General features: G+C 67.8%; 11 protein-coding genes. 6 read left to right on the top strand and 5 right to left on the bottom strand.

What is annotated here, in order from left to right; all coding sequences use genetic code 11:
* The 3 genes from HAV18_RS38930 to HAV18_RS38920 form a co-directional block, all read left to right on the top strand.
* The coding region (locus tag HAV18_RS38930) for a transposase (RefSeq protein ID WP_166962788.1) at positions 1-118 on the top strand (118 nt) is incomplete at its 5' end.
* A 36-nt stretch (positions 119-154) separates the two neighbouring features.
* Positions 155-322 carry a hypothetical protein gene (locus HAV18_RS38925; protein ID WP_166966186.1) on the top strand — a complete coding sequence of 56 codons (168 nt, stop codon included), beginning with the start codon at positions 155-157 and terminating at the stop codon, positions 320-322.
* A gap of 82 nt (positions 323-404) precedes the next feature.
* Positions 405-1853 (top strand): APC family permease, encoded by a 1449-nt coding sequence (locus tag HAV18_RS38920; RefSeq protein ID WP_166966184.1) that lies wholly within the window; start codon positions 405-407, stop codon positions 1851-1853.
* 105 nt (positions 1854-1958) lie between these two features.
* Here the strand turns inward: HAV18_RS38920 and HAV18_RS38915 are convergent, their stop codons facing one another.
* A complete protein-coding gene (locus tag HAV18_RS38915) occupies positions 1959-2606 on the bottom strand; it encodes a LysE family translocator (protein WP_166966182.1) in 648 nt (215 codons plus the stop codon).
* Positions 2607-2716: 110 nt separating this feature from the next.
* Here HAV18_RS38915 and HAV18_RS38910 point away from each other — a divergent pair, with 110 nt between their 5' ends.
* A complete protein-coding gene (locus HAV18_RS38910) occupies positions 2717-3568 on the top strand; it encodes a LysR substrate-binding domain-containing protein (RefSeq protein ID WP_166966180.1) in 852 nt (283 codons plus the stop codon).
* Between the two features lie 28 nt (positions 3569-3596).
* Here the strand turns inward: HAV18_RS38910 and HAV18_RS38905 are convergent, their stop codons facing one another.
* A complete protein-coding gene (locus HAV18_RS38905; protein ID WP_166966178.1) occupies positions 3597-4487 on the bottom strand; it encodes a LysR substrate-binding domain-containing protein in 891 nt (296 codons plus the stop codon).
* A 153-nt stretch (positions 4488-4640) separates the two neighbouring features.
* Between HAV18_RS38905 and HAV18_RS38900 the strand changes: the two genes are divergently transcribed.
* Positions 4641-7700, top strand: coding sequence for an FAD-binding and (Fe-S)-binding domain-containing protein (locus HAV18_RS38900; protein WP_166966176.1), 3060 nt, complete (start codon positions 4641-4643; stop codon positions 7698-7700).
* A gap of 89 nt (positions 7701-7789) precedes the next feature.
* Here HAV18_RS38900 and HAV18_RS38895 read toward each other — a convergent pair whose 3' ends face one another.
* The 3 genes from HAV18_RS38895 to HAV18_RS38885 form a co-directional block, all read right to left on the bottom strand.
* Positions 7790-8092, bottom strand: coding sequence for an XRE family transcriptional regulator (locus tag HAV18_RS38895; protein WP_166966174.1), 303 nt, complete (start codon positions 8090-8092; stop codon positions 7790-7792).
* Positions 8093-8179: 87 nt separating this feature from the next.
* Entirely contained in the window at positions 8180-9334 is a 1155-nt protein-coding gene (locus HAV18_RS38890) for a branched-chain amino acid ABC transporter substrate-binding protein (RefSeq protein WP_166966172.1), read from the bottom strand.
* A gap of 632 nt (positions 9335-9966) precedes the next feature.
* Complete coding sequence (locus HAV18_RS38885; protein WP_166966170.1) at positions 9967-10866, bottom strand: DMT family transporter; 900 nt, start codon at positions 10864-10866, stop codon at positions 9967-9969.
* Positions 10867-10923: 57 nt separating this feature from the next.
* Here HAV18_RS38885 and HAV18_RS38880 point away from each other — a divergent pair, with 57 nt between their 5' ends.
* The gene (locus HAV18_RS38880) at positions 10924-11910 is read left to right on the top strand and encodes a LysR substrate-binding domain-containing protein (RefSeq protein WP_166966168.1); all 987 of its coding nucleotides are present in this window, start codon (positions 10924-10926) and stop codon (positions 11908-11910) included.
* The last annotated feature ends 5 nt before the right edge of the window (positions 11911-11915 follow it).

The raw sequence follows: 11915 nt of genomic DNA, 5'->3' as shown, positions 1-11915 counted from the left end.
CGTCGTCGAAGGTATCAACAACACCATCAAGGTCATCAAGCGTCGAGCTTACGGGTACCGCGACGAGGAATACTTCTTCCTCAAGATCCGCGCCGCGTTCCCCGGTAATCCTCGATGAACCTTTTTTATCTTCGTCCAAAAGGCCGAGACCAAGGTGATCGCACCGGGCAAGTCGACCTGGCAAGCGAAGCACGGCCGGCACGACATGCCGTCCATGGGCCGGGCCGGCGGCTACGACGATCCGGACCGCGACCTGTCGCCGCTGTCCGGCTGCAACGCAGTGACGTCGGCCATCGACTTCGTGACGGTCACCGTGCGGTAACGCGTACGCCGCGAACGCGCATCACGCCACCGAGGCGGACAGTGTGCACGCGGCGCCGCTTCATTCCTGACGAGGTCAATCGATGAGTCATCCAGCAAGCCCCGCGCAGGCACTGCCCGCGCAGCATGCCGTGCCGCAGGCAGGCGGCCTGCGGCGTAATTACCTGAGCCTGCCCGAGCTGATCGCGCAGTCGATCGGCCTCGTCGGTGTGTCGGGCGGGATCGGCGTGCTGATCCCCGCCGTATTCGCGACGGCCGGCAACGGCACGTGGCTCGCGTACCTGTTCGCGATCGTCGCGCTGCTGTTTGCGTCGTGGAGCATCTCGGTGTTCGCACGCGACTCGGCGTCGCCGGGTGCACTGTATGCGTACGTGTCGGCCGGCATCGGGCCGGTCTGGGGCGCGATCTGCGGGTGGTCGCTGCTGATTGCCTATGCGGTGGCCGCCGCGGGCATCCTGCAGGGGACGATCAATACATTCCTCGTGCTCGGCCGCGAAACGGGGCTGCTCGGCAGCGCGACGCCGGTCGGCGCGGTGCTCGGGCTCACGGTCGTCACCGCGTTCGCCGCGTGGTACATCGCGTTTCGCGACATCCGGCTGTCCACGCGCTTCACGCTGTTCGTCGAGCTCGCGACGCTGCTGCTGATCGCCGTCGTCGTGATCGGGACGATCGCGTTCGGCGGGCATCCGGTCGATCGCGCGCAACTGACGCTCGAAGGCGTGAAGCCGACCCAGCTGCAGCTCGGGATGGTGCTCGCGTTCTTCAGCTTCACGGGCTTCGAGAGTGCGACCGTGCTCGGCGCCGAAGCGCGCGACCCGTTCCGCTCGATCCCGCGCGCGGTGCTGATCAGCGTCGTCGGGCCGGCGATCCTGTTCGTGATCGGCGCGTACGGGATGGTGAGCGCGTTCCACGGGCAGACGCCGTCGCTCGACCGGGTCGACGGCCCGCTCGCGGTGCTCGCGCATCGGCTCGGGGCCGGCTGGGTCGGCGTGCTGATCGACGCGGGCGTGGCGTTGAGTTTCTTCGCGGCGTTCTTCTCGTCGATCAACGCGGCGGCGCGGATCGTCTATACGTTCGGGCGGCAGGGCGTGCTGCATGCGTCGACGGGCCAGGCGCACGAGCGCAATGCGACGCCGCACGTCGCGGTGGCGCTGATCGCGGTGCTGGCGCTGGCCACCGCGCTGGTATTCACCGCGCGTGGCACCGCGCTGCTCGATTCGTATGGCTATCTCAGCTCAATCGCGACGTATGGCTGGCTGCTTGCGTACGTGCTGGTGGCGATCGGCGCGCCGCTTTATCTGCGTCGCCGGGGCCGGCTTCGCGCGCGGCATGTGGCGATCAGCGTCATTGCGGTCGTGCTGCTCGCAATTCCGCTGGCCGGCAGCGTGTATCCGGTGCCGGAGGGCGTTTATGCGTGGCTGCCTTATGTGTTCGTCGCGCTGCTGACGATCGGGCTCGGGTGGTTCCTGGTGCTGCGCGTCCGGTTTCCGGAGCGCTTGCGCGAGCTGGAGGCCGAGCTGCTGACGAAGTGAGCGTGCCGCGTGCCGCGTCTGCGGCGGGTTCCCGGCGTGGCGGCCGGCCGGCGACGCTGCCGGCCGGCCGATTCCGATTCCGTTTCATGGCCTCGCGCGCGGACGTCACGCCATACCCGCCATCTTCGATGCATCGACCACCATCTGCACGCCGAGCCCGCCGAGGATGAGCCCCATCGCCCAGCGCTGGGCGAGCAGCAGCGTCGGGCGCCCGTGCAGGAACCTTGCGATGCTGCTGGAGCAGATCGCCACCGTGCCGTTGGCGCAAGCGAATGCGGTGATCAGCAGCGAGCCGAGAAACAGCGATTGCCCGAGCACGCTGCCGTTCCGGTAGTCGATGAACTGCGGCAGCAACGAAATGAACAGCATCGCGAGCTTCGGGTTCAGCACGCTGGTCGTCGCGCCCATCGCGAGCAGCCGAAGCGGCCGCTCGCTCGGCAATGCCTGCACCTCGAACGGTGAACGGCCGCCGGGCCTGACGGCCTGCCACGCCAGATAAAACAGGTAGGCCGCACCGACCACGGCCAGCCCGCTGCCCGCATAGGGCACGCTCATGAACAGCGTCGTGATGCCGAACGCCGCGCCGAACATGTAGAACAGGTAGCCGATCATCACGCCGCCGAGTGAAATGAGCCCCGCCGTGCGGCCCTGCGCGATCGAGCGCGACATCACGTAGACCATGTTTGGCCCGGGCGTGACCGCGAGCATGCCGCCGATGACGAGAAATCCGTAGAGCGATCCGGACGTATGCATGTCTGATGATTCCTGCAACAAGTGAGGGCTGACGGGAGTCATTGTCCGACCGTGGAGGGGAACAGTAAAACGGGATAAACTGAATCGATTGATCAGTTTTTCTGAATACGATGAAAAAGCTCGACCTCGATGTGCTCGCGATGGTGGTGGTCGTCGCGGAATCCGGATCGTTTGCTCAGGGTGCGCAGGCCGTGCACCGGTCGCCGTCGGCGGTGAGCATGCAGATCAAGGCGCTGGAAGACGCGCTCGGCAAGCCGCTGTTCATCCGCGACACGCGCAACGTGACGCCGACCGGCGACGGCACGATGCTCGCCGAATACGGCCGCCGGATGCTGGCGTTGCGCGACGAGGCATGGGCGTCGGTCGTGCGTCCGGAGATTCGCGGCCGCGTGACGATCGGCGTGCCCGACGACTACATTTCGTCGCTGCTGCCGCAGGTGCTCGGCAAGTTCGCCGCGATGCATCCGCGCGTGGAAGTGCGCGTGATCGGCCAGCCGAGCAGCGCGCTCGTGCCGATGCTGAAGGACAACACGGTCGACCTCGCGTGCCTCACGCGGATCAAGGGCGTGACCGGCGAGCTGATCCGGCTCGAACCGCTCGTCTGGGCCGGGTCGCCGAAACGCAACGTATGGGAGGAGCGGCCGCTGCCGGTGGCCTTTTTCACGCACGGCGGCAGCATGGCGCGCGATCAGGCGGTCAAGGCGCTGAACCGGCGGAAGATCCCGTACCGGATGTCGTACGAAAGCCCGAGCCACCTCGGCCTCCTCAGCATGGTGGAGGCCGGGCTCGCGGTGGCGCCGCTGGCGCGCTGCTGCATTCCCGATCATCTCGTGCAGCTGTCGGAAAGCCACGGGCTGCCGCCGCTGGGCGAACTCGAAGTCGTGCTCGCGCGCAGCGCGCAGTCCGCGCGGCCGCCGTGCGACTACCTGGCCGAGCAGATTCTCGGCGAATGGCGTACCTGAACCCGAGTGGCATGCCGGCGGCCGTGTTTCAACACGACTTCAGCAGCCATTCGCGGAACGCGACGAGCGATGGCAGCGTCTCGTTCCCCGGCGGATAGACGAGGTAGTAGCTGCGCTGGCTGGTGATCGCGTCGCCGATCGACACGAGCTCGTTGCGGCTCAGCTCGTCCTCCACCAGCACCTTCGGCACCAGCCCGATCCCCATCCCGGCCCGCACGGCCTGGATCAGGTGCGACGTCAGCTCGAAGCTCGGGCCGATGCGCATCTGCCGATGGTCGAGCCGGTAGTGCGAAAACCATTCGGCCCACGCCTGCTGGTTGCTCGTCACGCCGAGCAGCGTCTGCTTCGCGGCCCACGCCGGCGAATGCGCGTCGGCCTTGCGGCGGCGGCCGGTGTCCGGCGGTGCGATCGCGATCAGGAACTCGTTGTACAGCCGGTGCGCGTGCAAACCCGGCCAGTCGCCCGCGCCGACGGTGATGGCCGCATCGAGGTCGTCGTTGAGGAAATCGATGGCGCCGATCCGCGAATGCAGGTGCACGGTCACGCCCGGATGCGCGGCGTAGAAGTCGTGCAGGTGCGGCAGCAGCCATTTCGAGCCGAACGTCGGCAGCGTCGCGAGCCGCAGCGTGCCGGCGCCCGCCTGGTGGGACATCGCCTGCAGCGTCGCGCCGCGGATGCGCCCGAGTGCGCCGCTCAGCTCGGTGAAGTAGCGGCGCCCGACCTCGGTCAGCTTCACGGAGCGGCCCTCGCGCCGGAACAGCGGCACGCCGAGTTGATCCTCGAGCGTCTGGACTTGCCGGCTGATCGCGCTCTGGCTCAGCGACAGCTCCTCGGCCGCGCGCGTGTAGCTTTCATGCCGCGCGGCAGCCTCGAACACGAGCAGCAGCGACATGGACGGGGTGAGGCGACGGTAATTCATGAGTTTTATGCAATATTCGCCGGGGGAGAATTCGTTTGTTTCTCACGGAAATTCCAAAGATACTGGAATTCCCGGTTGTGTGGAAACTTGCTAAAAAATCATGTTTCCGCACACGCGAACCGGCCGGCCCCACTCACACTGCGCCTTTGCCCCATGTCGATCGCCTCGTTGCCCCGCCCCGCCAGCCCGCCCGCGCATACGTACCGTGACTTTCTCGCCGCGCTGCGGGCCGCCGGATTCGCCGGGGAAATCCGCGCGGACCATGCGAACCGGACGGTGCAGGCCACCGACAATTCGATCTACCAGCGCCTGCCGCAAGCGGTGATCTGTCCCGCGCATGCGGACGACGTCCGGCTGCTGGCGCGGCTGCTCGCCGAGCCCGCGCATCGCGACGTCGCGGTGGCCGCGCGCGGCGGCGGCACGGGTACCAACGGGCAGTCGCTGACCGACGGCGTGGTCGTCGACCTGTCGCGCAACATGAACCGGATCCTCGAAATCGACGTCGAGCGCCGCTGGGTGCGCGTGCAGGCGGGCGTCGTCAAGGATCAGCTCAATGCGGCGCTGAAGCCGCACGGGCTGTTTTTCGCGCCGGAACTGTCGACGTCGAACCGCGCGACCGTCGGCGGGATGATCAACACCGACGCGAGCGGGCAGGGCAGCTGCACGTACGGCAAGACGCGCGATCACGTGCTGGAACTGGATTTCGTGCTGATGGGCGGCGAGCGGCTGCACAGCGACGCGCTCGCGGACGACGAGCTGGAACGCCGCTGCGCGCGGCAGGACCGCATCGGCAAGGTGTACCGCACCGCGCGGCGCATCAGCGACGACAAGGCGGCGCTGATCGACGCGAAGTTTCCGAAGCTCAATCGCTGCCTGACCGGCTATGACCTCGCGCACCTGCGCGAACCCGACGGCCGCTTCAACCTGAACAGCGTGCTGTGCGGCGCCGAAGGGTCGCTCGGCTTCGTCGTCGAGGCGAAGCTCAACGTGCTGCCGATCCCGAAGGTTTCGGTGCTGGTCAACGTGCGCTATGCGGGCTTCATGGACGCGCTGCGCGACGCGCGCGCGCTGCTCGCGCACCAGCCGCTGTCGATCGAGACGGTCGACTCGAAGGTGCTGATGCTGGCGATGAAGGACTTCGTGTGGAGCAGCGTCGCAGAGTATTTCCCGCAGGATGACGCGCGTCCGACGCTCGGCATCAACCTGATCGAATTCAGCGGCGACGATGCCGACGACGTCGACGCACGCGTGCGTGCGTTCGTCGACCATCTGCGCACCGATACCAGCGTGGAGCGCCTGGGTCACACGCTCGCGGCCGGCGACGATGCGGTGAAGCGCGTGTACGCGATGCGCAAGCGGGCGGTCGGCCTGCTCGGCAACGTGCAGGGCGAGGCGCGCCCGCAGCCGTTCGTCGAGGACACCGCGGTGCCGCCCGAGAACCTCCCCGCGTACATCGCCGAATTCCGCGCGCTGCTCGACGGCCACGGGCTGCAATACGGGATGTTCGGGCACGTCGATGCGGGCGTGCTGCACGTGCGGCCGGCACTTGACATGAAGGACCCGAAGCAGGCGGCGCTGGTGCGGCCCGTGTCGGATGCGGTGGCCGAGCTCACGCAGCGCCACGGCGGCCTGTTGTGGGGCGAACACGGCAAGGGTGTGCGCTCCGAATATGCGCCGGCGTTCTTCGGCGAGCTGTATCCGTCGCTGCAGCAACTGAAGGCCGCGTTCGATCCGCACAACCAGTTCAACCCGGGCAAGATCGCGACGCCGCCGGATCACACGATGCGGCTGCTGAAGATCGACGAAGTGCCGACGCGTGGCGACCACGACCGGCAGATCGACGAGCGTGTGTGGCAGAGCTACGGCACGGCGATGCACTGCAACGGCAACGGTGCGTGCTACAACTTCGATCCGGACGACGCGATGTGCCCGTCGTGGAAGGCGACCCGCGAACGCGTGCAATCGCCGAAGGGGCGTGCGTCGCTGATGCGCGAGTGGTTGCGCCTGCAAGGGCAGGCCGGCGTCGACGTCGTCGCGGCGGCGCGCGCGCGGCAGCCGTTCCTGCGCGGGCTGGCCGTGCGCTGGCGCAACAGCCGCGCGGCGCGCAACGGCGAGGCCGATTTCTCGCACGAGGTGTACGACGCGATGGCCGGATGCCTCGCCTGCAAATCGTGCGCCGGGCAGTGCCCGGTCAAGGTCAACGTGCCCGAGTTCCGCTCGCGCTTTCTCGAGCTGTATCACCAGCGCTACCTGCGGCCGCTGCGCGACTACCTGATCGGCTCACTCGAATTCACGATGCCGTGGATGGCGCGCGTACCCGCGCTGTACAACGGGCTGATGCGCGCCGGCTGGGTGCGCACGCTGCTGGAGCGGCACGTCGGCATGGTCGACAGCCCGCTCTTGAGCCGCTTCGATCTCGCGGCCGTGATCCGCGAATGGCGCGTGAAGCCGGCCGACCCGCAGGCGCTCGCCGCGTTGAGCGACGCGCAGCGCGCACGCAGCGTCGTCATCGTGCAGGACACGTTCACGCGCTATTTCGATACCGAGCAGCTGGCGACGCTGATCGAGCTGGCGGCGCGCACGGGCTTTCAGGTGTGGCTCGCGCCGCTCGCACCGAACGGCAAGGCGCTGCACGTGCAAGGCTTTTTGCGGGCGTTCGAGAAGGCGGCGATCCGCAATGCCGGGCAACTGGCGGCACTCGCGCGCTCGGGTGTCGCGCTGGTCGGCCTCGATCCGGCGATGACGCTCACGTATCGGCAGGAATACCTGAAGGTGACGGGGCTCGCCGATGTGCCGAAGGTGGCGCTGCCGCAGGAATGGCTGCTGCAGGCGCTGCCGGAAGCGGCCACGGACAGCGTGCCGCGCGTCGCCGGTTCTTACCGGTTGCTGCCGCACTGCACCGAGAAGACCAATGCGCCCGACAGCGGCAAGCAATGGGCACAGGTGTTCGCGCGACGCGGGCTGCGTTTGCAGGTTCAGGCGACCGGGTGCTGCGGGATGTCGGGCACCTACGGGCACGAGGCGCGCAATCTCGAGACGTCGAAGACGATCTATGCGCAGTCGTGGGCGGCGCAGGTCGATGCGGCGGATATGGAAGGCGAGGCGCTCGCGACCGGCTATTCATGCCGCAGCCAGGTGAAGCGGATGTCTTCGAAGCAGGTACGCCACCCGTTGCAGGCGCTGCTCGATCACGTGCGGGCGGCGGGGGGATGACCGGGCGTCGCGTGTCGCGGTGCCCGTGAGATGACTTCTTTCCTGCGTCGGGCGGCAAGCATTGTGCCGCTGTCGACGCGTGCCTGTGCTCAGGCGTCGGCTTTCGCCGTCTTTCTGGAACGCGGCTTGTCCGCCGCAGGGAACACGCCGACGCCGCGCGGCCGTTTCGGTTCGATCCGCATCTGCCGGATCACGCGCCGGAAATCGATCTCGTGCGCGGCCAGCGTGCCGATCAGTTTCGCGATGACCGCGAGGTGGGACGGGACGGTGCCCTTGCTCGAATAATTCGTGATCGAACTTTCGTTCATCCGGATCAGGCGGGCGAACTCGCGCGCCGTCAACTGTGCCTTCTTCAACTCCTGTTGAAATTCCGCATACGCCATTGCACACATGATGCTTCGTCTCCGTGAATCAGAAATCGGCCCGCGCGGCGCCGGCGCCGACGGGTGGCGTTCCCGTCGTGCCGGCGCCGCGTCGGGTTACATCTTCACCTGGTCGAGGAAGGTCTTCTTGCCGCTCTTGTAGCCGTAGATCGAGATGATCCCGTGCGTCAGGTCGCCCTTCGCGTCGAACGTCGTCGTGCCGATCACGCCTTCGTACTTCGTCGCCGGCATCGCTGCGAGGATCTTCGCCGGGTCGGTCGAGTTCGCGCGCTTCATCGCGTCGACCGCGATGTAGACCGCGTCATACGCGAACGGCGCATCGAACTTGATGCCCTGGTTGAAGCGCTTCTGGTACTTCGCGAGGAAGTCCGCGCCGCCCGGCATCTTCTCGAGCGCAGCGCCTGCCTGCGAGCACAGCACGTTGTCGGCCGCCGGGCCGGCCAGGTCGGCCAGCGAGTCGGTGCACACGCCGTCGCCGGACAGGATCTTCGCGCGCAGGCCGAGCTGCTTCGCCTGCTTCGCGAGCGGGCCGCCGGTTGCGTCCATGCCGCCGTACATGATCGCGTCCGGGTTCTCGCCCTTGACCTTCGTCAGGATCGCGCGGAAGTCGACGGCCTTGTCGTTGGTCGCGTCGTGCGACAGCACCTTCAGGCCGAGCGCCTTCGCCTTCTTCTCGAACTCGTTCGCGAGGCCCTGGCCGTACGCGGTGGAATCGTCGATCACCGCCACGCTCTTCACGCCCTTCGCCTGTGCGTAGCTCGCGAGCGCCGGGCCTTGCTGCGCGTCGGTCGCGACCACGCGGTACGTCGTCTTGAAGCCTTGCTGCGTGTAGGTCGGGTTCGTGGCCGACGGCGAGATCTGCACGATGCCCGCGTCGCTGTAGATCTTCGACGCCGGGATCGACGTGCCCGAGTTCAGGTGGCCGATGACGGCGACGACCTTGTCGTCGACCAGCTTCTGCGCAACCTGCGTGGCCTGGCGCGGGTCGGCCGCGTCGTCCTGCGCATCGAGTTGCAGCGTGATCTTCTTGCCGCCGATCGTCAGGCCCTTCGCATTGATTTCCTCGACCGCGAGGCGTGCGCCGTTCTCGTTGTCCTTGCCGAGGTGCGAGATGCCGCCCGTCGTCGGTTCGACGCTGCCGATCTTGACGACCTGGTCAGCCATCGCGCTCGACGCGGCCGCAAACGCGGCGGCAGCCAGTGCAACGGTGATCAGGGGTTTGCAGCGCATGCCGACAGTGCTTCGTTCCATCTGCCATCTCCGATTTGAATGATCTTTCTATTGACGTCTCGACCGGCCGACGGCGAGGTCGGGGCGATCGGACGAGTCTCCATACCCATCATGGGCTTCACTTGCATCGCGTCCTGCCCGCCGGCGTGACGCCCGGGTGAACGGGCCGGCCGGGGCCTGACAGCGTGCAATTCGTATGAATATATATGAAGCCGATTTTGCGCGCTGCAGCGAATTGCTCGACGGTACGACTGGCGCCCCAAGTGCGAGGGCGCCGGATGCCGGAAATCGTGCGCCGCGGCACGCCACAGGCTGCGATTCGCTGTCGACGGCCTTACGGCCGCATCCATTATTCGGCCGGCGGCCGGGACGAAGCCATGGACACTGATGCACGGTCAATCCGGAACTGTTCGGTCGATTTGTCTGCACAGTTTGGACGGTTGCGATTGAGCATCCGGTTGAACGGCCATGTTTCATCGGAATGGGTGTCCTCGTTTGAGCGCAACTAACGGTCAAGTCCGGCGGCGTTGACGAACTGGCGCGAGTCGGCAACCGGCGCCGCACGATCGGCTTCGCAGATGCCGGGGTTCGTCCCGACCGGCTCGCTTGCGCGATCATCGGGCCGACCGTGCCGGGCCGATGCGGCATCGCTCCTAAGCGCGTCCGCGCAACGCGACGAAGATCACACCGGCAATCGCCAGCAGGCCGCCGCACACCGTCTCGATCCCCGGCTGCTCGCCCGTCAGCACCATCGACAGGGCCGTCGCGACCGCCGGCGTCAGATAGAGGAAGTTGGCGGCGCGCGCCGCGCCGAAGTAGCCGAGTGCGAAGGTCCAGGTCGCGTAACCCAGCGCGGCAGGGAAGATGCCGAGCATCAGGACGGCCAGCGTCGTGTCGCGCGACCCGCTGCCCAGCGCCACGAGCGCGCCCGGCAGCCACGGCGTAAGCAGCAGCGCGCCGGCCAGCAGCGTGTAGGCGGTGCAGGCCAGCGCGCCGTAGACCGGAATCAGCCGCCGCTGCAGCACGAAATAGCTGGCCGAACACAGGGCCGCGCCGAGAATCAGCGTGCTGCCCGCGCCGAGGACGAGGCCGCCCGGCTGCCCGCACGCGATCACCGCGATGCCGGCGAGGCTGACCAGCGAGCCGAGCCAGCCCCAGCGATTGAAGCGCTCGCCGAGAAACACGGCGGCCAGCAGTGCCGTGAAGATCGGCAGGGTGTTCACGATGAAGCTCGCCGCGCCGGCCGACACGGTCTGCTCGCCGGTATTGAGCAGCGCGTTGTAGAGCGCGATGCCGAGAAAGCCGCACAGCAGGAAGCGCAGCGCGTCGCGCCGTGTCGGCATGCGCGGCCGCCGCACTACCCACCACGCGACGATCAGCACGGTCGCGGTGGCGAAACGCGCCGCCGCGAGCTGCAGCGGGGTCAGGCCATGCAGGCCGATCCGGATGAACGGGAAAGCGGACGCCCACGACACAATCGTGAAGGCGACCGCGCCGGCCGCGACCAGCGGCTGCCGCGCAGCGCGCGACGACGGTGTGGAGAGTGTGTTCATGCGGCGATGATGCGGCGTGGCGAGATGTTAAGCTAGCGCACAGACCAGCATGCGGATATGACCATGATTCACAGCTCGAGCCGGCGGCCGACCGGCGCTTCAGTCCGCGCGAAGCGGGGCCCGGCGGCGTTGCCCTCCGCCGTGCCGGCGCCGGGTTCGCGGCCGCCGCTCGCGAGCCTGGAGACGGTGTGCACGGTCGCGCGCGAGGGTTCGTTCCTGGCCGCGGCCGACGTGTCGGGCGTGACGCACGGCGCGATCAGCCGGCGGGTGGCCGCCGTTGAAAACTGGCTCGGCCTGCGGTTGTTCGAACGTCATGCGCGCGGCGTGCGCCTGACGCCGGACGGGCAGCGCTTCGTCGGCCGGATCGAGCAGGCGTTCGCGATCATCGACAGTGCGGCCGATCAGTGGCGCTCGCCGCGTGCGCCGCGACTGGTCAGGATGAGCGTGGTGCCGGCGTTCGCGCAGCTGTGGCTGTTCGAGCGGCAGCATGCACTCGAGAGCGAGGCGCCCGCGTTGCGGATCGAACTCGGCATCGATCTGCGCAACGTGGATATCGCCGGCGGCGAAGCGGACCTGTCGGTCCGGTACGGGCGCGGCAACTGGCGCCAGCTCGAAACCCGTGCGTTCATGCCGGAGCGGCTCTATCCGGTCGCGCATCCGCGGCTCGCCGCGCAACTGGCCGCGGAGCGCCGCCGGCGCGGCGATGCCGCGTTGCTCGACATGCCGTTGCTGCACGATTCCGATGTGACCGGCTGGCGCACGTGGTTCGATGCATTGGGCGTGCCGTTCAAGCCGCGCGCACAGGATCGCCGTTTCGAGGATTACAACCTCGTGCTGGCCGCGGCCGAGGCAGGGCTCGGCGTGGCGCTGGCGCGCGTACCGCTTGCCGATGCCTATCTCAAGCGCAGCGATCTCGTGCGCGTGAGCCGGCACGAGGTCGATTCGGTGCTCAGGTATTACTTCGTGCACGCGAAGGGGGAGAATCGGCCGGAGGTGCTGGCGTTGATGGAGCGGATGCGGGCGGCGGTGGCGGCCGGCGGCTAGCCGGC

Origin of the sequence: Burkholderia sp. D-99 (genome assembly GCF_011605345.1) — a bacterium.
GTDB lineage: Bacteria > Pseudomonadota > Gammaproteobacteria > Burkholderiales > Burkholderiaceae > Burkholderia.
Note: the sequence above shows the minus strand (reverse complement) of the source record. Positions and strands in the feature narration are given on the sequence as shown.

Bases quoted from the DNA above. Each gene is read 5' to 3' on its own strand.
- HAV18_RS38920 (WP_166966184.1), top strand. From the start codon at position 405: ATGAGTCATCCAGCAAGCCCCGCGCAGGCACTGCCCGCGCAGCATGCC.
- HAV18_RS38915 (WP_166966182.1), bottom strand. From the start codon at position 2,606: ATGCATACGTCCGGATCGCTCTACGGATTTCTCGTCATCGGCGGCATG.
- HAV18_RS38910 (WP_166966180.1), top strand. From the start codon at position 2,717: ATGAAAAAGCTCGACCTCGATGTGCTCGCGATGGTGGTGGTCGTCGCG.
- HAV18_RS38905 (WP_166966178.1), bottom strand. From the start codon at position 4,487: ATGAATTACCGTCGCCTCACCCCGTCCATGTCGCTGCTGCTCGTGTTC.
- HAV18_RS38900 (WP_166966176.1), top strand. From the start codon at position 4,641: ATGTCGATCGCCTCGTTGCCCCGCCCCGCCAGCCCGCCCGCGCATACG.
- HAV18_RS38895 (WP_166966174.1), bottom strand. From the start codon at position 8,092: ATGTGTGCAATGGCGTATGCGGAATTTCAACAGGAGTTGAAGAAGGCA.
- HAV18_RS38890 (WP_166966172.1), bottom strand. From the start codon at position 9,334: ATGGAACGAAGCACTGTCGGCATGCGCTGCAAACCCCTGATCACCGTT.
- HAV18_RS38885 (WP_166966170.1), bottom strand. From the start codon at position 10,866: ATGAACACACTCTCCACACCGTCGTCGCGCGCTGCGCGGCAGCCGCTG.
- HAV18_RS38880 (WP_166966168.1), top strand. From the start codon at position 10,924: ATGACCATGATTCACAGCTCGAGCCGGCGGCCGACCGGCGCTTCAGTC.